The sequence below is a fragment of the Acetivibrio clariflavus DSM 19732 genome (assembly GCF_000237085.1).
Taxonomy (GTDB): Bacteria; Bacillota; Clostridia; order Acetivibrionales; family Acetivibrionaceae; genus Acetivibrio; species Acetivibrio clariflavus.
The window spans coordinates 4,045,872-4,072,279 of record NC_016627.1; the positions used below are offsets into that span (position 1 = coordinate 4,045,872).

Consider the following 26,408-nt stretch of genomic DNA (forward strand, 5'->3'; position numbering starts at 1 on the left):
ATGGAATTGTTTATTAATAACCTCATATTGTTATCGGTTACAAGCTCGATATTTATTGTTCTTACCCATCTGGTTTACAGTCTTTCAAAAGACCGATACACCGCAAAGTGGAAATACTATATTTGGCTGATTTTAGCAATAAGGCTGTTGATTCCTTTGGATATCTCCATAAAATCACTGTCACTCAATGTACCGACTTTTCAAGGCAGTATCAGCAAAGATGAAGTTTCTATAAACGAAAATCTCTCGAACGAAAGCTTGAATCATCCTTTGGGCAATTTGACAAGCATGCCGGACAGCAATCTTAAAAACACATCAAACCAGACCTTTGAAAATACCACACACAAAGAAGAAATATCAAAGACCGAAAAAACAAAGGTTGTAAAAACCTTGACCCCACACCAAATAGCTTTTATTATATGGCTATCGGGTATATTAGCCTTCATGGGAATTGACATAATTAAATACTGCATATTTAAGCGAAAGCTTACAAGATGGAGTCTATCAATTAAAAATGGGCAATATAATGAAGTTCTCTCGGACAGTCTAAATAAAATGAAAATAAATAACACAGTTAACCTGTACGTATCTAAAGCAGTATACACTCCAATGCTTGCAGGTATAATCAAACCGTCAATATATATTCCCCATGAAAACTACAGCCTGGAAGAACTTGAAATAATTATCAAACATGAGCTGATTCACTATAAAAGACATGATTTATTATATAAATTGCTGCTCATGCTTGTAAAAGACGTCCATTGGTTTAACCCCTTTGTACACTTTATGGCTGTTGAAGCAAACAAAGACTTAGAGCTCATATGTGACGAGGAAGTGGTTAAAAACAAGGATTTCGAGTATAGGGAAAGATATTCAAAGCTCCTGCTTGACTCAGCCAGTGCGGCAAAAAGCCAAGTACATCTTGCAACCGGCATATTTGGCGGTGTAAAAACAATAAAAAGAAGATTTGTAAATATTCTAAATGTAAGACAGTACAAAAAAGGATATAAATTTACAGCGGGCATTGCTCTGTTGCTAATAATCTCCAATTTATTCGTTTCCTGCGGTGAAAAGGTCGGAATATCACCCCAACCGTGAGAAACCAATAACACTGTAACGAGGGACTTGTGGGATTTACCTGAAGAAGACGAAGACTTGGCTCAAAGAATGGCATTGAGAAGTTACGGTGCTGACATGCCTGTTTTGGTATATGCTTCTGACAAAATCGCAATAGTTTCCGCCTATTGGGGAATTGCCGTTTACGACCTTGTAAAAGAAAGGCTCAGCCGGGTTGTGGATTTGATCTCCATTAATATGTCTCATACCCAGGGGGATTTCTGCAGGATTGTTTCGGTTAACAAAGAGGGAACACATATAATTATTAAGAGGATGTTTAAAGATCCTAAAAACCCTGTTCCCACTTATTTATATGATATAGAAAAAGACAAACTGGAAATTACGCAACAAGAAGAATTTGAAGAATATTCCGACAATATATATTCAGATGATAATAAAGAAGTGCAAAATTTACTTAAAGATACGGTTTGGGGTTCATTCAATTACAATTTTGCCAAAATCGATCCGGACAAATGGATAGGTTTAAAATACGATATTAGCGAATGGTATGATATGAGATCTCTTTATTTATATGTATTTGACAACGGAAATGTAAGTAAAAAGCAAATTTTCAGCAAATACAATGATTTGCCCCCATGGCCAACGGAGGCCGAAATAATAGAAAAGCATCTAAGTCATATAAAAGGCGGAAAAAGGTATGAGGACCACATTGCTTTTGAAGGCCTGACTGAAGAAGAGGTCATGAAAAATTTTAGGAAAGGTAATGAGTGGACCTATATTGAAACAGATGATGGTATGGAGAAGTACAAGAAAAAAATAAGCAATTATGATGTTATAATTGGAGTCAATGCCTATACAGATACCGATACAAATGAAACTATCCTCCGTATCAGAGTAAATAATTAAAGTAAATAATTATTGAAAGCTGTTAAACTTAACTTTCAGTTTTACCCGGCATAGGAATTTAATTTAAATCAATTTATCCTTGCACAATAATAAAACACAGAAGCTGCCATCAACCCCTACTTATATTTGCGGTGATCAAAAAAGGCCTCGGTTGCTAAAAAGAGCCAAGGCCTTTATTTAATCTTATAAACTACTTATTTGGAAATGTAATAGAACACTTTTCTCCCTGTTCATTTGTATAGCTAACAATAAAGCCTTCTTCCGTAACCTTTATTGTTCCATCATATCTATATTCTTGCTCTTCCTGTTGAGTCAATGAATAAGCAAAGCATGCTGTATCACCTTTTAATCCAATAATATCTCCACGTAATACCTGTTCATAAAATATAGTTGAATCGTAAGTTCTTTTAACGCTTAAACCTATGTAATACTCAAAGCCGTCAGTGCGGACATAAATTGAATATTCATCGGGTTGTTTGGAATTCAAATAAATGGCGTCAAATTCAAAAACCTTACTTGCAACTTTTTCGAGTGCAGCCTCAATGGGCTCTGGAACATACCCTTCTCCTTTTGATGAGATTGTTATTTTTTGGGTTTTGCTATCCCATTCTACATTTAAACCCATTTGTTCTGAAATAAATCTTACTGGAAGCATTGTTCTTCCATCTTTAATTACCGGTGCCTGATCTAAAGGTTCTTTTTCAATATAAACATATTCTCCTATTATATAATCGTCACAAGTCTCGGCAACATTATTGCCTATTGTCAATTTTATATATTTATATGTACTCCATGATCTGAAATATTCTACTGAACCTTCTGAGCTATCTATTGAATTCATATCAATCTTATTGCAAATTCTAACGGCTTTTTCTTCGTCATCCCATTCAACTATATATCCCAAAGATTCCGATATAAATCTCAAAGGCACCAATGTTCTGCCACTGCTTTCATCAATATAAGGAGCAACATCCAATGTTACACTTTTACCATTAACTATGGCAGTAGTACTATTCACCTGCAGAACAACAGTTTTTCCTGAAGTTTCCGCCAACACTTTACTTGGCATTATTACACCAACAAACATTGCTGCTAGCAAACCTGTCACCAATATACTCAAAAACTTTCTTGAACTCATAAAATACCTCCTCAAAGTGTTTTTGTAATGTACATCCAGTGGCAACCTTTTGCATTTTGTAGCTTTTCATCTTACAAAGAGCAATAATAAAATATTTCATGATATAGAAAATATTTCTTTTTTAATATCGACTTTATTGATGTATTTATTTAGTTTGGTGCTAATACTGCAGTAAACTAGTAACATATGTAGGTGAAAAATGGGCTCCCTTAATCAAATTTCCTATATGATTAAGTTGACAGCATCATCGTACAGGAGGAAAGGATGCGATTAAGATAGCGCAATTAGAGGACATCAAAAAAATATACTTTATGGAAGACCTAAGCAAAACAAATCAACTTAGATACGTCAGGTAACAAAAACCTACGAATCTTTGCAAGATAAGGATTGAAACTTCGGTGTTTTTTAGACTTCTAAATTTTTCCCTATTAGCGTTTTTACCTATTTTTGGAAATGTGTATTATAAAATTAAACAATTACATATCACTTTTAAGGTATCATCATACATAAATTACATTATTCGACAAAACAAAGAACCGTCCCCTGTTTCATATTAAATTTTCAGTTTCTCAATCCAAAGTGTTTATTTAAGCGAATTGTCTCAATAAGAGCACAATATTTATCAGCAAGACATATAATTATGGCCACTTTACTTTTAGGAATTCTCGTAATATTCAGCGGCCACATATGACTACGTATAGCCTCCCGTTGTTTTTCAGATATGTCAAAATGTTTTACCGCGTTATTACATGCAATATCAGCATGATCAAAGCCATGCGTTTTTCGGGAAGGGTGACCATCGTGCCAATCGTAGAGAAATAGATCGTGAAGTATTGCTGCTTCTACCAGTTCCTTTTCATCTGCGTTTAAATTTAATTTTCTGTTAATAAGATAACAAATCCATGCAACATTTTCGCAATGCTGTAATGTTGTAGTTGTACCATGCTGAATATACTTATCCATCTGCTTTATTACATCGTGTTCAAAGTAATCTTTAATCAGTTCATCAAATTGCTTTTCACGAAGCTGTTTAGCTATCCGATTTTTACGTCCCGGAAGTTTAAAAACTTTAATACGCTCAATAACTTTATAACAAAAAAAATTTTGATTGTTATAAACTCGTTCTACGATATCTGCCATATGATTTTGAAATGCTTCGTCTATAGAAGCAACATGTTTCTGAAAATTCGTCAGTGATGATATTGTTAGCGTGGTATCTATGGATATAATTGAAACGAATATATGAGCCAAAATATCTAACAAAGATTCAGATGACTTACTAAGACTTCTATACACTAATGGTATCAGGACTTTCTCCGCCAATATTGCTACAACGCCAAATGTAACAGATGTGGGCACGCTTGTTCTTCCGTTAATATTCAGCGGAATGTTACTATAATCCCACCACCGTGCCTTGAACAATTTTTCAAGGGTCCATGATGTAGAATACTCTAATGCCATACTTATAATAAAACCAAGTATAAATATCATCCACCATTCAATATTGGGCAGATGACCGGATTGTATCAAGTCATAGATAAGAAAACCTAATAGCGCTCCACATCCATATATCGGGCAAATTGGGCCGTTAAGAAAGCCACGATTGGCCAATTTACGTTCACGAATAGCGTAATATATACTTTCCCAAATCCATCCCAAAAAACTAAAAAGAGTAAAAGCAATAATATATTTATTCAGGGTAATCCTTTCCTTTCATTTTACCATGCTGAAACAATATAGGTTAATATTGTACGATCATCTACACAGATATTATATATTATAATATTTATAAAGTAAATTCGTTATGAGCTGTTCCTGCTTCTTTCACATCCGATCTGCAAGTCCTACTTTTTCCAAAGCTTCTTTTGCCCATCTGCGCCGTTCCTTTTTGGGAACTCCGGACAACATAAAGGCAAGCTCAACGTTGGCCAAAAGCGTCTGATGGAGAATTAAATTGTAATCTTCCTTTGAAAGCTTTTTCTTGCTGAATGCTGTTTCAGCGTGGTTTAAACACTTATTTGCCTCATAGATTATATCTTTGCCTGTCAACGTATGCCATATTGTATCACTGTATTGCTATGCATCACAAATTGTCCACTTAATTTTCCCATCGTACATACGCTCATTATCTATAATGATGATGGATTGCTCTTTGCCCATATCCAAATCTTCCACTGATACTTTCAAAATACCGTTTACATCTATACGAAAATTACATATACTTTCAAAGGTATATTTATACATAAATATCCATCATTTAACAAAACAAAGAACCGTCCCCTATTTTATTTTTCTTAACCTGTTTTAAATTAGTTTTCATAAATTTACATCAATAATAAATTCCTGAAATACTTCAGAATACTGCTTAAACATATGAAATCCATTTTTCTACCTTTTTTAACAATCATTACATGCAATGCACCCATTAAAATATAAAAGCGTGCCATGCTTAGGGCATTTAGTGAAACCTTCAGGAATAGCAAACCTTGGATCATTGCCTTCTTCTTTCCAACAACGATAAGCTTCTTTGTCAATATATACTGGATCGAAATTAATAATTAAATTTTTAAATGTATCCAGATAGGAAAATACAAAAGCCTCATTTGGTTCATAGTGGAGGGTTTCCCATCCAAGTTTCTCTCTTGCCCCTTCAATAACTTTCAAAATAAAACTTCTTTCTCTTTCAAAATTATTAAAATCCCATGGTATATCTTCTATATCAAAGCCATTACAGCCTCTTCCTCTAACTGTATCATCATGTTCACTTATCCATATTATAAGTTCTTTTTCCTTTTTCTCTTGGGCTAACCTTGACCCGCTTAAAACAAGAACAGATAAAAATACTGCAGTGCCTCCATTAGACATGCACAACCATTCATCAGGGTTATTATGTTTTGAGTGCATCCTAAAACTGGTTGACAATTCAAATACCTCCTTGTAATACTCACATTTAGCCCGCACGGGGCTATTATAAAAGGAAAAAGAATTTCATATAACGGTCTGCATTTGCTATATGCCCGAAGCTTAGTGACACTTTGACTTGCTGAGGGCATGTGGTAGAGGCCAGTGAACGCTTTGGCCGCAAGTTCCCTAGCCCCAAAGCCAGATCCAGCTATGGACAGCTGAACCAAAATACTTATTTTATTGATAATTGCCTTAAAATGAGGATTAATCACAATTTTGAAAGCATAAAATTCGAAAGGCATGTTTGTGAGCCTTGTGAGTTAAGGAATCAATACCATTTTTTTAGTTTTCCTATAATGAATTTTATTAATTTTAATAATTTTACAAAACACCACACCGAAAGCTGCATAAGCAAAACCAATATAACTACTACCGTAATACCTATATACCTTGCCGATGGATCATAGTATGAGTGCGACCCATCCAAATCAATCCCAAGTAGCCCTATTCCATACGCATCTCCGGGAGAATATAAAAAAATCAGTGCCGTATAGAATACTAGACCAAGCAACCAGAAACGCATTTTATCTGAAAAAGCAATCATTGCTATTAGTGTAATTATCACCGTAGTGATGCACAGTACTGCTGTTGCTTCGTTTCTTCTCCCAAACACTTTACTATATAATAATGGAATAATTAAGAATTGAAGCACATATAAAATGAAATCTGATAATAAAACCTTTAATATAGCTTTCCTCATAATACATCTCCTTTTTTAATATGCCAGCGAGAACTATTGAACTCGCTGACATATTATGTATAGACTATACACGGTCAATAAAATTGTTATATACTATCAAATAATAGGTTATTGTCAAATGCGGATGTGTCATCCCACCAATTACTACAGCTCCACTTGATGCAATAAAAGAGGCTTTTGCTTTCGCATACTTTCCTTTAACGTCGTGGCCTGTCATAGGACCCACAGTGGGATCAGATGCCATATTAGCCAGCATCTGCATAAAATACGCAGGACAGTAGTTTATTTCGACATGATACGGTTGCAAAAAACCTCCTCCGACAATGCTAAGTTTACAGAATCTTAGGAGTTTTTCGTTTTTTAAAGTGTCTGTTAATTTTTGTAATTCTCTCTCTGCTCCTGCGTATGTGGTGTGACCAAGATTGTTTTCCCATACCTTTCCGTCTGATGAACTATCCAAAATATACAACTCATTGCGGTTACTTGCAATTTTTTTAAAAGTATTTAAAGTACGCTGAGTTCCCCTGTCATTGTTATAGTCGTCCCCTGTAAGCCATTCCCATGTCCCTTTTTGAGCCTTTCCCCATTTATTTTCATAATGATCTTGGACACTTATGCTTTTTACTATCCCATATTTTTTAAATCCCCAGGTTGAAAGAGGAAGGTATGGGATAATATCATCTTCGTTAACAATATTAAATATAGTCTTATAATTTTCTGCATTACTATCCGTCGTAGAACTTGCACCGGCAAAAGTATAAGTGAATGATGTAAAATTAGGATCTTTTTCATAATATGCACCAAGCAAGTTGGCTATTCCACCACCGCGGGAATGTCCTGTTATTAGCATAACTCTCTGTCCCGATGTCAACGAGTGGCGAGACAAATAATCGTCAATTTTTTCTATGATTCTATTTGCAGCAACATCAAATCCTTTGTGATTGTTCTTATTTTTCCAATGAGGATGACTATAACCGGTAGCATTGTAGTATTCACTGATATCTGCACCAACATCAAAATTACTTGACCATTCAGTGTTTGTTCCGTTTGTACCACGAACGATAACCACAATTATTTCTTTTGTTAATCCTTTATAAGTAACACTACGATGTCCAATTACAAATTCAGAGCAATCGTCAACGTCTACGCCATAATCCGAACCATTGATATCAATGTCTTCTACATCCTTCAGTCCAAACAGTGAACAAAATGCTGTAGGATCGTCAGAACCACCGGTTATTCCCCTAGTCACTTTCAGATATGTATTGTCATATATTTCACCAACATATAACGAAGTTAAAACGGCCAAATCTTTTTTATAAACAGTATTGCTTTTAAACAGCAAACTATAATCCACAACAAACTCAATATTTTCCGTGCTTTCCCTTGAATGCTTACCTTCTTTCCAATAAAGTTTACCCACAAAAGAATTGCTCTTTGGAAACGGGTCAGGTGTAACAGTTTTTCCATCGTAATCCTTCTTGCCATCAGGAATCCCGTCATAATCAGTATCAAGTAAAACGGGGTTTGATATATAATTCCAAACGGTTATTTTAGTTTTTCCCGTATAATATTCTTCAGGGATTTCGTATCTGTTAATTAATGACCTGATATATGGCATCATATCCTTTTCAATGCTTTCTCCCAACTCCTGTGCATCAGTTAATCCGTCTTTGTCTGTGTCATTAGTTGAGGCATTAGCAAGGGCATCGCTGAGTTTAACAGCTTGAAAATCATTGAGAAACACCCATTCTCCACCCTCATTAGTAGTTTTGCCCACTTTATCGGCAAGCTGTAATAATATATCACTGAAATTTCCATTTATGTATCCAAACAGCCCGCCTGTTTCGTCTGTTAATAATGCATAATTGCTTTTACTAGATGCTATAACTGACACAATTATGCCGTCGTTTACAAGTAAACTTACCATTTCATTCATGTTTGAAATTCCGTAACTATTGTTTGTCTTAAATCCTGCATCCGTAACAAGGACAATAAACTTCGTTGCATCTCCACGCCAATCAAGTCTGCGGGCCATCTCCAGTCCATCAATTGGAGTTTCCGGGGTATCTCCACCCCCATTTACTGTCAGTGTATTTACATTGCTTTTAAATGAATTCACATTAGTAAACCAGTTAGATGTCATATTTTTATGAAGTTTGGTGCTGTTTACTCCATCAACGGTTATATCGCGAAATTCAATAAGTGAAAAATTCGCATCGACATTATATTCATTAACCAATTTATCAGCAAATATATTTATATTGTTTTTTACACCTGCTATAGCACTGCTCATGGAACCAGTGGTGTCAATAACAAATACTATATCCGCTTTACCCGTTGCATTAGAACTTACCGAGAAAGTATTGATACTTTGTGTCAACGGAGAAGTCATCGCAAATTGGGTCGAAAACAAATCATCTGATTTTGTACTATACTTTTCCCTTTGCTCAATAACATTTCCCTCATTATCATAAAAGTAATCAAAATCATCTTGAGTTATTTGAATTCTATCCATTTTCATATCAAGTACAGAAAATGATTCCGTCAAAGATTCGTCAGATTCAATATTTGCAAAAACATCAATACCTAATCCTTTTAAGAACTCGTCAAGGTCTATAACAAAGTACATGCCGCTACCGGTAATTTCACCGGAAATCACTTTTTCATCTTCATCTATATCAGTATCAATAATCTCTAAGCCGTCTTCACCAAATGATACAATTGTCAGGTTCCTTAAATCTCCTGTATATGCCTGACTGTACGTAAACGAAAGAGTTAACGGCACCTCATACGAAGTATAAACATTTATTACATCACTCAAAACTGCACGATTATCCTCAAAAATATAACTGTCTGACTTTTCTAAAAATACGTTCTTTGAAATATCACCCGGTACATTACCTGAAATAGATGGAACCAGCCAATTGTCACTATTTAGCAAAGCATCATCTTTAACAGTGTCAGAAGCAACTTGATAGAACTCTTTCTCATTATCAGGCGTTGTATCATCTGTTTTTACTTTATTGGGATTCAGCCCAAGTTTTATTTCTTCATAATCTGTTAATCCGTCACCATCAGTATCGACACTTAATGGATCAGTACCATAAATATTAACTTCTTCACCGTCACTAAGTCCATCACCATCAGTATCCCATTTGTCAGGACGAGTTCCCAATTCTTGTTCTTGAATATTAGTTAGACCATCTCCATCAAAATCTTCATCGGCATCTGATATACCGTTTTCGTCTGTGTCAACTAACAAAAGGTCTGTAGTGAGGTATGAAAACTCAAAAAAGTCCTTCAACCCATCCCCATCTGTATCATCTTTAGTTTTATCCAGACCAAGAATCTCTTTAATCTCGTCAGGTAAATCATTCTTACTTGGAGTAGGTGTAGGTATAGGTTGTGAAGTAGGTGTTTTTTTGGGTTCTGAGCCACCCTTATCGCTATTGCCACTTCCACTATGAGATGATGTCGAATTTGATGTAATGATTGTTTTGCCAGGCTGTATTTCACCGTTATTCTTTGTTTTGACTGCACCGGCTTTAGCATCCACTGAAATTTTCGTAGGCACAGTAAGAACTTCGACACCGTTCTTGGCTTTTTCTGTGACAATAACACTTTTAACAATGCCATCTCCACTTATTACGACTTTGCTTGCATTAACGTTTACATTTTGAACAGTGCTGCCTTTTTCAACAGAGAGTTTTACATTTTCACCGTTAATATCAATATTATTGACCGATGCATCAGTTAACGTAACCTCAGCATTACCGAGAATTATAAGACTTGCAACATTACCTGTTATAATTACTTTTGAGCCTTCCGAAACCATAACTGTATCGAAATCACCATCAAGATGCACAGCTTCACCGAATGGCTTGTTTACCATCGTTGATGAAACTGGATTACCACCTATTACCTTAATCGAATCAGAACCGCCACCATATACTATCAGTGCTCCATTTATTGTTACATTATCAAGTGTTACTTCTCCATCGCCTACGCCTTGCCCAACTATTAGATTTTCCTTCACAGTAGTGTTTTTTACTGTTACGCCGGATTTACGAATAATAAGCGATTTTTCATATGTCTCGTCACTAACAGAATTATCTGTAATTTCGCTTGTAGTATTTTCGATCACCTGCATCGCTTCGGCACGGGTATAAACCGCTTTAGGATCAAAAATATTGTTTCCTTTACCTACAATATACCCTGATTTTTGAAATGCATTTACATAAGGTTTATACTCCGAATCAATCGACTGATTGTCAGCAAAAGTCGTCTCTCCTTCTATCGGAGCAATATTGTACGCTACGGCTATGTACTTTATGGCTTGTTCCCTGCTAACTGTTTTGCTTGCATCAATTTTGTCGGCTTTTTCAATTATACCGGCTGCAATAGCTTTTTCAACGGTCTCATCAGCCCAGAGTGGAATTACTTCTGCCTCAACCCTTTCGGTATACCAAAACTTTTTGACAGGATAGCAGCCAATTCTCCCAGTGTGATTCCTTTGCTTGGGAAAAAGTAACCGTTCCCATCACCTTGCAGAACACCATATCCATCACCAGACCACTTGGCAATTACCTTGCTTGCCCAATGAGTGGACGGTACGTCGATATAGTTGTTAGTCGCCGAAAATATCAGCGACGTGCTGTTCATGATGAACACAAGTACGAGTAATAACGCAAGTGCTTTCTTGCCTTTTTTCATAATAGATACCCCCCTATTTTAATTATAATGCTCTCGAAAACTCGTATTGCTTTCGAGGTCTCTATTTCAGGAGCAAGCTAATTTAGCTCACCCCTAAAATCCACCAATATTTTCCTTAAAATTTTCCAATAAAATTATCCTAATTTTAGCCATATATGGCACCAATCTACCTTGACTTTTTCACAGCGCCCCCAAAATCGAAGTAGGTGGTAATATTTGCCATTACTTTGATTGTGGAGGTTTTATTTATGCTGCGTAACTTTGAGTCTCACACTTCTTATCAGGAAAACCTGAAGCTTCATCTCCTGCTTTTTTGGGAGACCGATAGGGGCAGGGTCACGGATATGGAAAAATCCATATCCAAGCTATACCTTCTCAATTTGGATCCCCTGCTCCCTATCATTAAACCCCTTTATTCTAATACCGGCTGTCCCGCCAAGAACCAGCTGGGTATTATTCGCTCTCTTATCCTTATGCTCGACCAAAAACACCACGGCATTACAAACTGGGCCAAAAAAGTGGCCAACGACCCCCTCCTTTGTGCTATTTGCGGATTCCAATATGGAAAAGCCCCTTCCGTCGGTTCCTACTATGACTTCATTAAACGTCTATGGAAAGCTTCTCATAAAATCCATGTCGCCAGGAAAAAGAAACTGAGGCCTTTCAAGCCTAAACCCCGTAAGAAACTCAAGGCCGGCCAGAAACTGAAACCCAAGCACAACGGCATCGTTAAAAAGTTTGCCAGAATCGCCATGAGAGACGCACTCCCTGAGTATCGTCCCGAACAGATCTTCCAGGAATTCCTTGCCCGCTGTGTCGTTGATGTTTCCGCCAAAATGGGTATCTTGGGCGATGTGCAAAAACTTTCTGTCGCCGGTGATGGCACCCCATTCTATTCCGGTGCTTCCCATTACGGTACAAAGGTCTGTGATTGTAAAAAACACGGTGTCTACGATTGCAAGTGCCCCAGACGTTATTCCGACCCTGATGCAAGATGGGGTTGGGACAGCTACAGGGAACAGTGGTTCTATGGCGATACCCTCTTTAACATCACTGCTTCCGACAGTCCCTATGACCTTCCCATTTACCTGCGTAAAGCACAGGCTTCAAGACATGACAGCATCCTTGCCGTTTTTGCCATGTCTGAGGTAAGAAAACTTTATCCTGACCTTTGCATCCGTAATTTTATTGCCGATGGGGCCATGGACAACTATCCCACCTATGAACTCATGTATCATTGGAACATCATCCCATTCATCCCCCTTGATGCAAAAACCAAACAAACTCTTACCAAGCTGCCTCCGGGAATTATCTGCCTTGATGATCAAGGCAGGCCTATCTGCAAAGGCGGTATCCCTTACGAAGACTGCGGCTACTCCTACCCCAAAGGTATCAAGTACAGGTGCTATTTCGACTGCCATGACATTGAAAAACCTTGTCAATGTACCGATTCACCTTATGGAAGGACTGTCTATTTAAAGCCCAAAGACGATTTCCGGCTGATTACTCCCGTACCCCGCGGCTCTGAAGCTTTTAATGAAAAATTTAAAACACGCACCTCTGTCGAAAGAAGCCACAAAAGGCTCTTTGAAGATTACGACATTGAAGAGTACAAGGCCAGAAGCTCCAGGCAGCGGTTTGCATTGGCTACTTTTGCTGCAGTGAATGTCCACTTGGACGCTTGGGTCAAGCATACAGGCTTTAGTATAATTCCTTTGCTTGAAGAACTTTCTGGCAAAGCAGCCTGATAGCTACCGAGTCTTTATTGTGATGAACCAATGGCCTTCTCATAGGCTTTGCTTTGCTATGCCCATTTTCAGAAAGTTATACAGCATATTCGTTTATCAAGGTTCATTTCGTCAATATGCATTTACTTTTGTCAGTCTCTCAATGTTACTTTATCCCATTAATTAACATTCAGCAGGTTTTCCAGTTACTTTTCGAGACTATTCATTTTAAAATGTATTAAACTCTACTATTGATATAATCCATCCCTCTCTTTCCTTAATAAGCAAAATATTCCTTTTGTAATTTTAGCATATTTGAAATCAAGTAACAATAGCAATTTATTATCAGAACTCTGCTAACGCACAAATATTATCTATAACAAAAATTTAGTAAAAGTTTTTATAATTCATGTAAAACTCATTCTCCTAAAAATATTTCTAAATATACGTAAAAATCTAACTATCGACCCCATCTAAAAACATGGTAAAATCCCGGGTTTGACAGCAAACAAAAAAGCCTGTAAACCATTAATACAAAAGTATTTGCAGGCTTTAATAATCTTGCACAAATTGTGTAATATTCTTATGTTTTTTATCTCTTAAGAATTCTAAAGCATTCTTCAATTTCCCCTCAACTGACAAGCTATACTTTATCGGGTTTTTCATCGGTGTTTCGGTAATAGTACCCTATCACTTATTTTTTATGAATTTTTCTGTCTGTGCTTGCTAACAAAGAAGGCCACCATCGAAGAAATAATAAGAGATATTCCATTTAACATCAATAACAAAATATACAACAGATTTATAAATGAGCCTCCAAAAAACGATCCATGATCCTTTGTTGCAAACATTAGATATTCATTATATATTTCGGTAATCAATAGAAATGAAACTATTATTATCCAACATCCTATAGGGATAAAGGAATATATGAATTTCAAATCCCGGCACATATTCGTTAGTACTTTTTCTATCAATTTATAATTGATATATGCCACAATGCAAACAATAAGTAAAAGCAAAATATTCTTAATATCACTGGAACTGATCATCGATGCATTTAAAGGCATGTCAAATCTTGACGGAATTATATTGTCCCCCTTCTTCTTTGTTGCTTCATAAGTTAAACGGGATAACAACGAAAACACAGGCGGGATAAAAGCAAATGTCAAAGCATTGGTTATTCCGATTATCCCCAATCTTAATATACTTTTTTGCTTCATGGATTCTCCTCCCTTTACATTTTAAAATGTATAACATATTGCTATTGCCATGTAATCCATTCCTCTCTTTCCTTTAAAAGCAAATTATTCCTTTTATAATTTTAGCATATTGGAAAATAAGTCACAATAGCATATCATTGTCATAATACTGCTAACGCACGAATAATGTTTACAAACAAGAATTCGGTAAAGAATTTTAAAATTCATGTAAAACCCATTTTTCTCAAAACTATCTTTAAATAAATGTAAAAATCTAACTCTCGACACTCATCGAAAAATATGGTAAAATATTAATGTAGATCAATATACCATTAAATCGACTAACACCATGCAATAAACTTTATCTCCCAGGGCTTGCAATTACAGGATGGCTGATTCACTTCTGTACTTTATTAACATACAAAAGGCTGAAAGTTTTGATTATTGGTTCAATTATTGGTTCATAAGATAATACTGATAATCGTTGTTAAAGGGCTATTACCTGAATCCTAAGAGAGGGAGTTTCAATGATCAATTTATTCCGTGATAAAAAACACATGCTAGACAATACTTCAATATGCATTGACAATGTAAGTCATGACGGAATACGCTGGCACGAAGTTGAAGTATCCGGTATTTCACCCCATGGAATCAAATTTTTCTCCAAATTGAGCTTTGATACTGAAAAAGCTTTAAAGAACGATTTACATGTTTACAGCAAGCTGACAAAATTTGATTTTTCCATAGAAGGATACATAGTAGAGAAAAAAGCTGTGCATAACGGTTATTTCTACAATGTCAGGTTTAACAATATTGATGAACGTACGAGAATTCAATTGGATGAGATTTTAAATATTAACAGATCCCTTGCCTCTGTTGCTTGGTAAATCCTTTAACATTATACTCATAAAGGCTCTGTTGAAATAGGAACCTACACTTTCGGTAATTTGATTTTATAGAATCCTTTTAAATTAGATACGGTGGGTTGATACAAAATCAATCCACCGTATTTTAATGGTATCTGGCGTCCCGGATAGGAATCGAACCCATATCAGTGGAACCGGAATCCACCGTCTTATCCATTAGACTACCGGGACACATACTTACATTTCACATGTAAAATTTGTTCACCACTATTATAGCAGAATTTTATAGTTTTACAACTGAAAATTATCGTCATTTTACGTTAAAAATACAATAAGCCAGTTATCAATAATGTATCCCAGAGCATATCCCAGCAAAGTTGACCATATATAAACCAAGCCAAACACCGCACCCTTGAGACGTTCATCAAAGTTGTAAATCGCATTTATTCCTCTGGTCATAATTGCACTATGCCAGACAGGAGTGACAATCGAAAGCATAAAAAATGAAATATAGAAAACAGCCCCCTTTGGGCCGTAGAATCCGTTTGAAAGAAAAAGAAAAAAAGCATTTACGGGTACAACAAGAAAATGGGATACCACATATATTTTCATAAGCTTTATAAGCTGTCCGTTGATATTCTTTATTCTTTCCTTAACCCTGAAAAATTTGAATATATCAAAAAGGGGCAAAGCAAAAAAAACAATATCAATAAGCCCTGCCAATATGATGAAACACAGCGTGAGGGAAATATTAAACAATAGTGCGGTTGGAGGCTTACGCAAAAAATACATCGGTAAATCAGCATATAAGCTAAAACCCATGTCTATAAAACCAACCAAAATAATTCCCAGATACAGGGTTAATAATTTATCGGATATTTTCTTATAAAATGACTTCGGAAAAAGCAATATATCTAATAAATTGTTATTTGACACTATTAAATTTCCCCTTAAATGATTTCTAATTCTCTGTCACTTTTAAAAATCTACTATTTATAATACAACCTTGTTCATGTAAAAGCAACGAAAAAAATGAAAAAAAGCCCAGGCAAATAAAACTGTTATAAAATATGAGAAAAAAATAATGTATATCATAAAAGCTTTACAACCAGAAAAAGCAGCAACACAATACTTCCTATCAAAGCCAGATTAATAACGGTACTCGTAAGCAGCTTCGGTTTATTATGGCTGGGCCTTAAGTGAAGCTCGGGACCAAGTTCTTTTTGAGCTCCATTCCTCCTGATATAGTTGTTTATTACTTCCTCTGCCTCCTTTAAAATATGGTCGCTTATTTTGTTATCATTCTTTGAAAAAACCTTCTTTATGTTTTTGCCAACACCCCTCTCAGGCTTGTTCTTTAATACCAAAATAGCCTCTTCAATAAAATTGGAAGGAATATTTCTTATTACTACTACTCTTTTAGTGTTATCACATACCATAAAACTCCTCCGAACATCCTATTATTCTTAAAAAGTTTGCCCTTTTCAAACTTTTGGGAATACATAGTTCATATTGCCATCACAGCAGTGATTTCCGCTAGACCAAGCCACTGCTGTGATATGCATTCAGAGATAGTTTTTACAAATGTCCAGGAAATTATACACAGAACTTTGTTTACCGTTTCCATATCTTTGCCACCAGCACGGTCATATCATCCACAGGCTTGTTTCGGCATCTCGAGCATGCCTCTGCAAGTATGCTGTCGGCAATAACCTGAGGATTTATACTGTCAAGGTCTTCGATAAACTTTATAAGTGTCTGCTCTCCCCCCTCTTCCTGCTTGAAAGAGTCTATAATTCCATCAGTAACCATTATAATGAAATCTCCGTTGCTTACGTTTTTGCATACGAGCTCGGTTTCTATATTGCTCAATATGCCTGCCGGCAGGGAAACGGTTTTAATAACTTCAATTTTGCGCGGCCTTTTTATAAATGTCGGCACAGCCCCAATTTTCACAAATTCAACCTTACCGTCATAAAGGTCTACAGCACAGAGGTCAATAGTGGCAAAGGAATCATCGTCGGATTTCAGCACAAGTATTGAATTGATCAGCCTTATAGCAGTATCCTTGTCAAAGCCGGTTTCCATAAACTGCTCCAATAGCCCGATGGCTGCCTTGCTTTGGTTAAAAGCTCGCTGTCCGGTACCCATTCCGTCGCTTAAAGCCATAACATGCTTACCGTCGCCAATGTTCAAAAAGGTATAATTATCCCCAGAAATCATGCTCTCATGCTTTGACATTCTGGCAACTCCTGTAGTTATACTGAAAACTTCTTCCTCCACCAGCTTAAGATTGCATGTCCCCAATTTATGGTTGTACACACACTCACTTCTGTCTTTTACCATCCTTCTTTTGAGGACATCGGACACCATCTTCTCAATGGAATCCAAGCATTTATTGGCCCCGGCACATCCCTTGTGGAAAATATTAACCTCGAATTTATCCCACTTGTTTTTATAAACTACAACATCCTTAACCTTTACCCCGCTATTTTCAAGCTCCGACAAAAGCTTTTCCTCCAGATCTCCTTTGAATTCAATATCGTTATTTATCTCCAGCGCCAGGTTTGAAATCACATTGGAAAGCCCGTCCAATTGCTGGGATATCAATCCTCTGCTCTCTCCCATCCTGTTCTTCCATGACATATCCACCTTGAACAGTTCATAAATGTTATTTACCTGTTTTACAAACTCGCCAATGCGCTCACATCTTTCCATAAAGTACTCCGGAATATCCGTTTCTTCTATCCATCCTTTCTTCTCAAGGCTTTCCACCACTCTAAACATTACCTGGTATGTATTGTAGAAATTCCTATCCCAGCAATGGAGGCACAAACTGCAGTCCTTGCACACTTTGTCCGCCACTCGGTCAAAGAGGCATGAGATGTCTTGATTTCCGGTTACCATTTTGGCTTGAGATATTTCGTCAAAGGTCTTTGACAGTTCCTGAAAAGCTTTTGCAAAATTGTTCAATCTCTCAACAGTCAATTCCTTAATACGCTCGCTGTAACTGGCCTTATCCTTTAAAACCGCAGGACTGGCCGAAAAAACACCCATAAAGCCGTTAATGGTTTTTTGAGGAATAGCCGTAAAAATTATAGATGAGAAAATCATATCTTTAATATATAGAAGCACTTCCGTTGATCCGTTTATATAAAGGGTCAGTATTGCGTTTCCAATAACAAAACCCAATGCGGCACCGGTCTTGCCAAGATTTCTGAACACTCCCGCCAAAAGTCCGCAAAATCCATAAGTTCCAATTATCAAAGGCGTAACAGGATTGGACAGGGTAACAACCAGTCCGACAATTATACCCACTGTCGAACCCACAGCCGGCCCGGCTTTGTAACTGAACAGCATTACTGCCAGTATACCAAACACATTTGTCAAAGATGCTCCTGCTATTTGCATATCTCCAAAGCCCGTCAATGCAATTGCAGCCAGCATTGCCAAACTTATTGCTTCTTCACTGGATATCTCACGATTAATACCCGTTCCGTCAATTAAAGGTATGCTTCTTCTGAAAATAAATATCAATGAAAATACCAACGCAGTGTATAACAAAGCTCTTAAAATATCATACAATAAAAATCCATGCATACTCACCGGTATTAACTGGGAAACAGCTATGCTTACCAGTCCGATAAGCGAATACTTAATTCCGTCCCTGGCTGTTTTGTTCTTGAACAGCCGTTCAATTACAGTAAAGGAAACAAGAAACATTAAGCCAACATACAGTTCTTCCACTGCTCCGCCGGTGAGCATTCCCATTATTACTGCCGCTGCCATCAAAACCCTGTTTGTGCATATACCTGCCGAAGCTGCATAAAATGCCATACCAAAAGGCATAAGACTGTCAAATAAAGATACTCTTCCTAATAAAAAGGTCACTAAAAGCAATACAATATTTCCTTTTGATACAGCCAGTCCTCCCAAAATACCTCCTTTTGTTTTTTCATACCCTAAATCCCTTAATTTCTGATTAGGAATAAACTGTGTTTTCATCTTTTGTAACCCCCTGAAATATATTTTTTTAAAATTTTTCCGGTTTTGTTTTGCAGAACCGATTATAAAACAGGGGGATAAAAATGTTTGTCGGTTTTGGTTGTGGCTGTCCAAAATTATTATGACACTTGTCTGCAAAACACAACCGCAGACAGCACCGGACTAACTTCAAGAAAGATTGACTCAATGTTTTTATTTAAGTTTGAAATTGCAAATACCTTCGACTATTTTGTAGTATTTCGTCAAAAACTTTTTTTGTACCCAATTAAAAAATATCAGATTAAATTGTTATTGCTACAATAATATTATAGAACAAGTACAGCAAAACATGAAATTATTATATAAATTTCCCAAGATGTTTTTAAATTAATAAGGAAATAAGATTTAGCATTAAGATATTCAGGCAAAAATACCGGTGTTATCCGTAAGGATACCAACTAATCGGATACACCATTGTAGGAATAACTGAAATCCGGGAATGTCTCGTTCCAAATCTTAATACAATATTCATAGGAAAAATTGGGATCTTGCTTTATTATCTCGTTTTCTTTTGCCAATTCAGCCGAGTAATCCTCAAACTTATAGGTAGTGATAAGGCCGACACCGGTTTTCATATGTGTTACCAAGGGTACTGCACTATAGTTTTTAACAGATACTTCTTCTCCTTCTTTTTTTCCTATGGTAACCTGTGCCATTGCGCCCACCATCCTGTCAGCTATTCCGTCTCCCCTCTCATTGGTGGAATTAATAAAGTTTCCAAGGGAATAATAAACCAGCATCTTATTTCCATTATCACTTTCTATCCATTCCACCGGTTGAATCACATGAGGATGGGCTCCGATGACCAAATCAACTCCCAGTTCTGCCATATATTCGGCCAATTCCCTTTGGCTTTTTGAAGGCGTATGCATATATTCGGTTCCCCAGTGAGGTGCAACAATAATAAAATCCGCAAGCTCCTTTGCCCTTTTTACATCCCTTTCTTCTGCTTCTTAATTTAAAAAAGTCAAAAAATAAAAAACGTACCAGTTATATTCTTTTATTATTTTAATATATTTTACCTAAAAAGTATAATACTAAAAATTAAAACAGACAAAAAATCATCATCAGAATATTTTGTGGGTTTAACAAACAAATCAAGGCAGTAGTATAAAATCCTGTGCTCTACTATAAACCTAGTCCTCACAGGAATGCAGTCGGTCTGTTAAAACAGACCGGAAATCAAAAAAATATATCTATTGGATGTCGAGAGTCAATATGAACTCACGTATGCTCACCCTTGACCTCCATCCAACAGAGTATTCAAATTTAGATATTATATAAATCATAGAAAGGAAAATCTTACTTAGAAAGGTTAAGAGTTTGTCTTGACAATGTCGGCCATTATACCTCGTTCTTTAAAACTAATTTTTCCTCAAACTTGAGATTAAGAAAACTGAAATCAAGCCAAAAAACAAGGTCAATACGATGCCTGTGTTTTGTAACAGCGTATTTTCCAATATCTCCGGATTATTGGGATCATATCTGATATAAGCTGTATCACCGACTTTTTTTTGAAAAATATCGAACTCCTGCTTTGTTGCCGTATATGATTTGCCATTTACATCGAATGAGTATGTAACCCAATATATCCAAGAGCCGTCAATATTTGAATTATACTCCAAATCATTGGAAGCATTGACAACTGTAGCATTAGTACTTACATAATTTGCAGACTTCATTTTTTCGCTTACTACCATTCCTATCGAAAAAAGAGTTGCAAGAATAGTTATAACAGCAATTATTATTCGCTTTTTTTTATCAACATACACAATGTATTCCATATAAAACATCTCCCTTAATTATTTTTACTTTATTGTTGAATAAGTAAAATCTATTATGGAACTTTTTGTTCTTTTATTTTCCCTCTCCTATATAACTTTCTTAAACTTTACCTTTCCTATATTCATAACTCAGCCAACCGTTCCATATCCTATCAAGCATATAGCCCGCAAATTCTTCTGCAAGTTCCTCATCTAAAGGCATTTTTACATCATTTCGATACTCTTTCGCAGCATTTGATATCAAATCCATATACTTCTCAGGAACATTAGCAATTCCCCAATGTCCGCCTTCCTCTTTCGACAAAACAAGGTTGTCCTCTACATATGCCAACACTCTGCATAAATTAAGAATAAAATATGTTGGATTATCAATAATTTCTGTTCTGGAACCTTTTATATCATTCCATATGCTATCAAAATAGTCCTCTTTGCTGATAGTTGAAAATACATTCTTTATTTCTTTGCCATAGATAGTTTTTCCTCTATGTCGGATAACAGTAAAATGCGCTGCTAAATCTTTGTCTGTTCCCTTCATTTTCTCTACATATTCATCAGGATTTGCCTTGTACCACTCGAGATGTGCAATGGAAAAGTGCAGTTCAAAGGGTGTAGGATAAACAAAGGGATTACATACAGCTTCTTTCACAATGCTAATCTCTATTCCCTTAGCCGGTGCTTCCTTATTTAATTTCATTACCATATCCATATATTCACGCTTGATTTCCTTTGATAGTTCACTCTTTACTACAACTATAAGATCTATATCACTTTTTCCGGCATTAAAGCATCCCATAGCTGCAGAACCATGTAAATATATCCCGACCAAATTATCTCCCAAAATTGCTATATTTTGTTGAACAAATCGCTCCAATAAATCGCAACTATTCATATCTTTTGACCATCCTTATTCTTTAGCAAAGCCAGCATTCGAACTAATGTCAGGTTTATAAAAACTCTAATTTTATACTTTAATGTAATTGTTTTCTTTTCAGCGCCCAATTACAGGGTTTTGATCGTCATAAAGATTCCCTTTTACTGTTACCTCAATTGCATCAAAATTGTATACTCCTTTTAATGTGCCAAGTTTTTTAAATTCACTGTTTGCTTCAGACAGTGCAATATCCCCAATCCACGCTGCTACCGTATATTTTCCGTCCGGCATGTTTATATACGTATATAACTTTCTGTTTTCAGGATTAATTTTTATGGTAACTGTTGTTTTTTCGGTTATTTTGTATATCTTCTGTCCGTCTTTTATGTATTCTCTGTATTTATACTTATCCCTGCTCTCAAGCGTCCCCGACTCCTCATATCCCTCAAGTATGGCTTTAAAGTATTCATGGGTGTATTCGCCGCTTTTTTCACTGTGTTTCAATTCCTCATAATCTCTGGTGTAATTCGTCTTCTCTACGTAAAGCATCTTCACACCGTCAACTCCGGTCGGATCTTTTGCTGTTAATGCAGCAGGACGTCTCGCATAACTGTTCCCGCTTTTGGTCAGTAACTCATTTTGCAGATTTACCGGTTGATTATTGCTGTTTATATACATTAAATCCGTCTCATACCTGAAAGAATTGATAACTGCTTCCACCAGTTCTTTATGGTCTTCGGTTTCATCGTTCGTCGGTTTGTATGTGATTGTTTCAACAGTAAATGTATATGTTCCTGTAGGATTTAAATAATATCCTGACTTAATGGGATAATCCACATTCTTAAATATTATATCCGATGCAAAGACAGCTTTGTCATATTCGGATTTTCTGTAATCCATACTTCTTGCAGCTTCACGGCTTCTTTTGTATTCGTTTTCCATAGTACTTAAAACATTCCATTTAATTATAGCGCTATTCTGTTGTGTAAATGTCCTTTTATAACGTCCCGGTACTGCTGTCCATCCATATAGTGAGCCATCTACATCCTGGTGACACATCCAGCGTACCACATCCAATTCATAGGGTTCGCTTGTCCACCACAAATTTTTTATTAAATAGTTCGGTGTATTATTCTCTATTTTATTCTCAAAAGTCTTTGCCGGTATTACAGGCTTGCCGTTGTATATTCTAGTCGTTATGTTTTTTGTATCGGTACCGGAATCAAAATCCGCACTGGTAATACCTGTTCTCGTTTCTGTGTATGTACTGCCATCCTCATTGGTTCTGGTAACGGTGTATATGTAATTGGCATATGCTCTTCCCCCAAAGCTAATTGCCCCAACGGCTGTTTTTGCAGCCGGGCCGTCCAGCCATTTTCTTTCCATGGGATTGTCATAGCTATTGCTGTTTGAATCATATGTAGCATCTTTTCTATGTATTGTTGTGCTAATTTCCGGATACTTTATTATGTTACCTGCCGGTTCATTCACTTTTATTGTTTGATTTTCAAATCCTCTGAACAAATTAACAGAGTCATTGTATATATTTAATGTTCCCCAGGCATTTCCGGTCAATTTTCCATTTGGCGCCGACAGTTTTGCAGTTATAGCCCTACCGTCAGCTAAAGGAAAATTAACTTTTCTGCTCAATATATTGTAGTCAAGTTCTATATCTCCAAAGGTGTTAATTTTTATTGCCGGTGTTATCACTGCATTTAAAACATTATTGTCAAGATAAGTTTCTGCTGGGTTCACTCCTTCTTTATTTATCTCAAACTTAATGTTTACTTCATGTTCCGGCATTTCAAATTCTGCAAAAAGTGCAGTTTCACCATTAGCAGATAGTTCAATTTTGCCGGTATCCTTCTCCACATAGCCATAATACTTTACCGAAGGTACCGGCTTATTTGTTGCTTTATCTGTTATCTCCCATTTGAATTCCGGCGCACTTCCGTCGGCTTCAGTCAAGTCTCTTTTGAATGTAGATTTAACTTGTACAAGTACTTGTACTTTTTTACCTGCTGCAACACTTGACGGTATTTCTTCAAATTGAACACTGAGGTCACCCCTAAGTCCTTCCGGTGACAGCGGTACAGTCAAATAGTTTTTGCCGTCGTTATGAAACATTATACCACATCCCCAGCTTACGCTTGTGGGCGGTTGGTATATGTGAACATATTTGTGCCATTGTCTTTCGGCAATTTTGTCGTCGGGAAAGTCCAGTAGAGAACCGTCGGGATTTTTTCTTGATATTAGTTTTAGCCCTAATCTTATGCTTTCCTCATATATTGGGTTGTTGTTGAATATTCCTTCATCCTGAACTTCTGGTCTCATTTCAGTAAGTTCATTTCTTTTTGGGTTTATTATCCATTCCCTATTCCATAATCCTGTTGCTGAAGTTATATCATTAGGAAATAAATAGTTAGTAAACTTGGCATCATTCATTGTATATCCCAAATATCTATATCTATCGTTTTTAAAGTCTCCGTGAGGTTGTCCATAAACAATATAGTTTCTATAACCAGTTAAATACTTACTATTAGATAACTTCTTCCCATTTTTGTTTACTTCGTCAAAATAATCTTCTTCACATATTCCCATTGAAACGATTTCTTTATTTGCTAATTCTACAAGTTTTAATCTACTTATGTCTTCTGCATAAATTGAAGTATAAAATATTAATAGGAATATCAAAGCAAAAGAAATAATATATCTCATTGCAGTTCTACTCCTTCTTTCCAAACTTGCAATAAAATCTCCATACCAGATGCTCTTGCTGTAACTACTTTATTTTTTATATAAAATTTTTTTCTAGGCAATTCATCCCATCTTGACTTTTTTCCTCTTAGATAGTTAAATACTTCTTTTGCAATTTCTTCTCCATAAACTTCCGCAAATATTTTTTCTGCTGCATCATATCTCAAATTTAAAATATCAATATCTGAAGTCCAAATAATTGATATTTCGTATTCAACATCTACAACATCAGTTTCAACCTTAATCCAGCCATACACCGGATCCTTCGTAGCCTGTGGTGTAGGTACTGCTTTGTTCTCCGTATCAATATACACTGTCTTGATTACACTATCCCAGCGAACAGTCGCGCCAAATGCTTCAGCCACATATCTTGCCGGTACATAAGTTCTGTCCTCATGTAACAATGCTGCGGTATCCATTTGTAGAATCTTGCCGTCCAGTTCATATTCCTTCTTTCCTATATAAAGAACTAACTTCTTATTCCCTTTTACAAAAACTGCTTTCTGTGCTGCACCATCCCATGTAACGGTTGCCCCCAGTCTTTCTCCTATAAATCTTGCCGGTACTTGTGTTCTGCCATTCGAATCTATAAAAGGCTGGGCATCAGGAAAAAACAATCTATCTCCATCTACTACTATACGAAGAGGCATATCGCCAAAAACATTCCATACTGAAAAAAATCCTGTCATAAACAATGCCGCAACAATAAGCACTGTAAACTTTTTCATGATAAATCCTCCTCTCAAATATATATCAATAAAAATTATTTTCTTTGTCACACAACATTTAAATTATTCTCCAATAAATTCTACTTTTTATATCGTCAAGAATAATACCACATTTTACGTATTATTATATCTTTAACCAATTTCACCAAACAAGTCTTAATAAACTGCTTTTTATGTTTGAATTACAGCTGTACGTCCTTTTTTTCTAGATTATGGTAGAAAAACCTCTCGAACCTGTATTGCTACAGTAGAGATAAGTAATTGATTCTGTCAATTAATCCATTGTACTGCAAACCAGAAAATCTTGAATTTCTCTGTGGTGCAGCTTAATAAAGGTTTCAACGCTTCTACTAATTCAGATAAAGGTATAAATATTTTTCATGGCTTTTTCAGAACCGCATTATCCTATTTTTCCCTTTTATCAGATACAGCCCTATAATACTCCTTAGATATTTTATAGTTTGTATTTAGGACTGGTAATAGCATAGCCACCGGTATTGTCATAACTATAAAGTTGTACACACCTGTTTTGTAATACACTACTCCTTCAAAATAATTGTAATTTACTGCTGACATTCAAATAGAATTACAATTAAATACAGATGTATTTCTTCCATTAGAATATCTTTCAAGAGAAGCATAGTTCATTGTGAACAGAAATAATATTTATTTTTAAATGGTATTTTTTAAATTTTTTCTTTATTTGATCCTATAAACAACGTGAATAAAAAATCGCAGCTAATAGTAATCCAAAAGAACTTAAAACAAAACTTGTCAGTTCTTCCTTAATCTCTTCAATAGATTCTTAATAAGGCTGAATAGTTTCTTCATTTTGGCAAACCATAAACGTCTTTTACATCTTGCTTTTATCTTCAAAAAACTTGGATATCTTCTTTATATTCCTTTCATAACGACATTATATAACATC

22 protein-coding genes, 1 tRNA gene and 2 pseudogenes are annotated in these 26,408 nt (G+C 36.0%); 5 read left to right on the forward strand and 20 right to left on the reverse strand.

The window, feature by feature from the left end; all coding sequences use genetic code 11:
• Both CLOCL_RS16815 and CLOCL_RS21275 read left to right on the forward strand, forming a co-directional pair.
• Positions 1–1,098, forward strand: coding sequence for a M56 family metallopeptidase (locus CLOCL_RS16815; protein ID WP_014256460.1), 1,098 nt, complete (start codon positions 1–3; stop codon positions 1,096–1,098).
• A 27-nt stretch (positions 1,099–1,125) separates the two neighbouring features.
• Positions 1,126–1,983, forward strand: a complete 858-nt coding sequence (locus CLOCL_RS21275) for a hypothetical protein (protein ID WP_014256461.1) — start codon at positions 1,126–1,128, stop codon at positions 1,981–1,983.
• 190 nt (positions 1,984–2,173) lie between these two features.
• Here CLOCL_RS21275 and CLOCL_RS16825 read toward each other — a convergent pair whose 3' ends face one another.
• From CLOCL_RS16825 to CLOCL_RS22670, 10 genes and pseudogenes are all read right to left on the reverse strand, one after another.
• Entirely contained in the window at positions 2,174–3,121 is a 948-nt protein-coding gene (locus CLOCL_RS16825; protein ID WP_014256462.1) for a copper amine oxidase N-terminal domain-containing protein, read from the reverse strand.
• A gap of 561 nt (positions 3,122–3,682) precedes the next feature.
• A complete protein-coding gene (locus CLOCL_RS16830; RefSeq protein ID WP_027622012.1) occupies positions 3,683–4,825 on the reverse strand; it encodes a putative ABC transporter permease in 1,143 nt (380 codons plus the stop codon).
• 120 nt (positions 4,826–4,945) lie between these two features.
• Positions 4,946–5,170, reverse strand: a complete 225-nt coding sequence (locus CLOCL_RS16835; RefSeq protein WP_027622013.1) for a P-loop NTPase family protein — start codon at positions 5,168–5,170, stop codon at positions 4,946–4,948.
• A gap of 27 nt (positions 5,171–5,197) precedes the next feature.
• Complete coding sequence (locus CLOCL_RS22665; protein ID WP_157834858.1) at positions 5,198–5,365, reverse strand: hypothetical protein; 168 nt, start codon at positions 5,363–5,365, stop codon at positions 5,198–5,200.
• Positions 5,366–5,518: 153 nt separating this feature from the next.
• On the reverse strand, positions 5,519–6,043 hold the full coding sequence (locus tag CLOCL_RS16840) for a hypothetical protein (RefSeq protein ID WP_014256464.1): 525 nt from the start codon (positions 6,041–6,043) through the stop codon (positions 5,519–5,521).
• 310 nt (positions 6,044–6,353) lie between these two features.
• On the reverse strand, positions 6,354–6,785 hold the full coding sequence (locus CLOCL_RS16845) for a hypothetical protein (protein WP_014256465.1): 432 nt from the start codon (positions 6,783–6,785) through the stop codon (positions 6,354–6,356).
• A gap of 64 nt (positions 6,786–6,849) precedes the next feature.
• Positions 6,850–10,938 (reverse strand): lipase family protein, encoded by a 4,089-nt coding sequence (locus CLOCL_RS21280; protein WP_081467066.1) that lies wholly within the window; start codon positions 10,936–10,938, stop codon positions 6,850–6,852.
• A gap of 12 nt (positions 10,939–10,950) precedes the next feature.
• A pseudogene (locus tag CLOCL_RS23845) lies at positions 10,951–11,283 on the reverse strand (S-layer homology domain-containing protein); the annotation flags it as partial.
• Positions 11,226–11,501, reverse strand: coding sequence for an S-layer homology domain-containing protein (locus CLOCL_RS16855; protein ID WP_041715237.1), 276 nt, complete (start codon positions 11,499–11,501; stop codon positions 11,226–11,228). The pseudogene CLOCL_RS23845 and the gene CLOCL_RS16855, both read right to left, overlap by 58 nt.
• 365 nt (positions 11,502–11,866) lie before the next feature.
• The gene (locus CLOCL_RS22670; RefSeq protein ID WP_169313367.1) at positions 11,867–12,061 is read right to left on the reverse strand and encodes a hypothetical protein; all 195 of its coding nucleotides are present in this window, start codon (positions 12,059–12,061) and stop codon (positions 11,867–11,869) included.
• A gap of 192 nt (positions 12,062–12,253) precedes the next feature.
• On the opposite strand from CLOCL_RS22670, the gene CLOCL_RS16860 reads away from it, so the two are divergent.
• Complete coding sequence (locus CLOCL_RS16860) at positions 12,254–13,249, forward strand: hypothetical protein (protein ID WP_174269789.1); 996 nt, start codon at positions 12,254–12,256, stop codon at positions 13,247–13,249.
• Positions 13,250–13,929: 680 nt separating this feature from the next.
• Here CLOCL_RS16860 and CLOCL_RS16865 read toward each other — a convergent pair.
• A complete protein-coding gene (locus CLOCL_RS16865; protein WP_014256466.1) occupies positions 13,930–14,451 on the reverse strand; it encodes a hypothetical protein in 522 nt (173 codons plus the stop codon).
• Positions 14,452–14,957: 506 nt separating this feature from the next.
• Here CLOCL_RS16865 and CLOCL_RS16870 point away from each other — a divergent pair.
• On the forward strand, positions 14,958–15,317 hold the full coding sequence (locus CLOCL_RS16870; RefSeq protein WP_014256467.1) for a PilZ domain-containing protein: 360 nt from the start codon (positions 14,958–14,960) through the stop codon (positions 15,315–15,317).
• Between the two features lie 135 nt (positions 15,318–15,452).
• On the opposite strand, the gene CLOCL_RS16875 is transcribed toward CLOCL_RS16870, so the two are convergent.
• The 4 genes from CLOCL_RS16875 to spoIIE form a co-directional block, all read right to left on the reverse strand.
• Positions 15,453–15,527: transfer RNA gene (locus CLOCL_RS16875), tRNA-Arg, on the reverse strand.
• Between the two features lie 84 nt (positions 15,528–15,611).
• On the reverse strand, positions 15,612–16,232 hold the full coding sequence (locus CLOCL_RS16880; RefSeq protein WP_014256468.1) for a hypothetical protein: 621 nt from the start codon (positions 16,230–16,232) through the stop codon (positions 15,612–15,614).
• A 155-nt stretch (positions 16,233–16,387) separates the two neighbouring features.
• Positions 16,388–16,735: a hypothetical protein gene (locus CLOCL_RS16885; RefSeq protein ID WP_014256469.1), complete on the reverse strand. Its 348-nt coding sequence runs from the start codon at positions 16,733–16,735 to the stop codon at positions 16,388–16,390.
• Between the two features lie 175 nt (positions 16,736–16,910).
• Entirely contained in the window at positions 16,911–19,301 is a 2,391-nt protein-coding gene (spoIIE, locus tag CLOCL_RS16890; protein ID WP_014256470.1) for a stage II sporulation protein E, read from the reverse strand.
• Between the two features lie 87 nt (positions 19,302–19,388).
• Here spoIIE and CLOCL_RS16895 point away from each other — a divergent pair, with 87 nt between their 5' ends.
• On the forward strand, positions 19,389–19,604 hold the full coding sequence (locus CLOCL_RS16895) for a hypothetical protein (RefSeq protein WP_014256471.1): 216 nt from the start codon (positions 19,389–19,391) through the stop codon (positions 19,602–19,604).
• A 134-nt stretch (positions 19,605–19,738) separates the two neighbouring features.
• Here the strand turns inward: CLOCL_RS16895 and CLOCL_RS16900 are convergent.
• The 5 genes and pseudogenes from CLOCL_RS16900 to CLOCL_RS16920 all read right to left on the reverse strand — a co-directional run.
• A pseudogene (locus tag CLOCL_RS16900) lies at positions 19,739–20,272 on the reverse strand (CapA family protein); the annotation flags it as partial.
• 432 nt (positions 20,273–20,704) lie between these two features.
• On the reverse strand, positions 20,705–21,124 hold the full coding sequence (locus CLOCL_RS16905) for a DUF3592 domain-containing protein (protein WP_014256472.1): 420 nt from the start codon (positions 21,122–21,124) through the stop codon (positions 20,705–20,707).
• A gap of 100 nt (positions 21,125–21,224) precedes the next feature.
• Complete coding sequence (locus tag CLOCL_RS16910; RefSeq protein WP_014256473.1) at positions 21,225–22,013, reverse strand: aminoglycoside adenylyltransferase domain-containing protein; 789 nt, start codon at positions 22,011–22,013, stop codon at positions 21,225–21,227.
• Between the two features lie 99 nt (positions 22,014–22,112).
• Positions 22,113–24,713 (reverse strand): Athe_2463 domain-containing protein, encoded by a 2,601-nt coding sequence (locus CLOCL_RS16915; protein ID WP_014256474.1) that lies wholly within the window; start codon positions 24,711–24,713, stop codon positions 22,113–22,115.
• A complete protein-coding gene (locus CLOCL_RS16920; RefSeq protein WP_014256475.1) occupies positions 24,710–25,480 on the reverse strand; it encodes a copper amine oxidase N-terminal domain-containing protein in 771 nt (256 codons plus the stop codon). Before CLOCL_RS16920 ends, CLOCL_RS16915 begins: the two co-directional genes overlap by 4 nt.
• Positions 25,481–26,408: the final 928 nt, after the last annotated feature.

What these genes read in the sequence shown, in the direction of transcription:
- CLOCL_RS16920 (WP_014256475.1), bottom strand. Translation starts at nt 25,480, where the DNA reads ATGAAAAAGTTTACAGTGCTTATTGTTGCGGCATTGTTTATGACAGGA.
- CLOCL_RS22665 (WP_157834858.1), bottom strand. Translation starts at nt 5,365, where the DNA reads ATGTATAAATATACCTTTGAAAGTATATGTAATTTTCGTATAGATGTA.
- CLOCL_RS16870 (WP_014256467.1), top strand. Translation starts at nt 14,958, where the DNA reads ATGATCAATTTATTCCGTGATAAAAAACACATGCTAGACAATACTTCA.
- CLOCL_RS16815 (WP_014256460.1), top strand. Translation starts at nt 1, where the DNA reads ATGGAATTGTTTATTAATAACCTCATATTGTTATCGGTTACAAGCTCG.
- CLOCL_RS16865 (WP_014256466.1), bottom strand. Translation starts at nt 14,451, where the DNA reads ATGAAGCAAAAAAGTATATTAAGATTGGGGATAATCGGAATAACCAAT.
- CLOCL_RS16855 (WP_041715237.1), bottom strand. Translation starts at nt 11,501, where the DNA reads ATGAAAAAAGGCAAGAAAGCACTTGCGTTATTACTCGTACTTGTGTTC.
- CLOCL_RS16905 (WP_014256472.1), bottom strand. Translation starts at nt 21,124, where the DNA reads ATGGAATACATTGTGTATGTTGATAAAAAAAAGCGAATAATAATTGCT.
- CLOCL_RS16915 (WP_014256474.1), bottom strand. Translation starts at nt 24,713, where the DNA reads ATGAGATATATTATTTCTTTTGCTTTGATATTCCTATTAATATTTTAT.
- CLOCL_RS16885 (WP_014256469.1), bottom strand. Translation starts at nt 16,735, where the DNA reads ATGGTATGTGATAACACTAAAAGAGTAGTAGTAATAAGAAATATTCCT.
- CLOCL_RS21280 (WP_081467066.1), bottom strand. Translation starts at nt 10,938, where the DNA reads ATGCAGGTGATCGAAAATACTACAAGCGAAATTACAGATAATTCTGTT.
- CLOCL_RS16845 (WP_014256465.1), bottom strand. Translation starts at nt 6,785, where the DNA reads ATGAGGAAAGCTATATTAAAGGTTTTATTATCAGATTTCATTTTATAT.
- CLOCL_RS16825 (WP_014256462.1), bottom strand. Translation starts at nt 3,121, where the DNA reads ATGAGTTCAAGAAAGTTTTTGAGTATATTGGTGACAGGTTTGCTAGCA.
- spoIIE (WP_014256470.1), bottom strand. Translation starts at nt 19,301, where the DNA reads ATGAAAACACAGTTTATTCCTAATCAGAAATTAAGGGATTTAGGGTAT.
- CLOCL_RS16860 (WP_174269789.1), top strand. Translation starts at nt 12,254, where the DNA reads ATGAGAGACGCACTCCCTGAGTATCGTCCCGAACAGATCTTCCAGGAA.
- CLOCL_RS16910 (WP_014256473.1), bottom strand. Translation starts at nt 22,013, where the DNA reads ATGAATAGTTGCGATTTATTGGAGCGATTTGTTCAACAAAATATAGCA.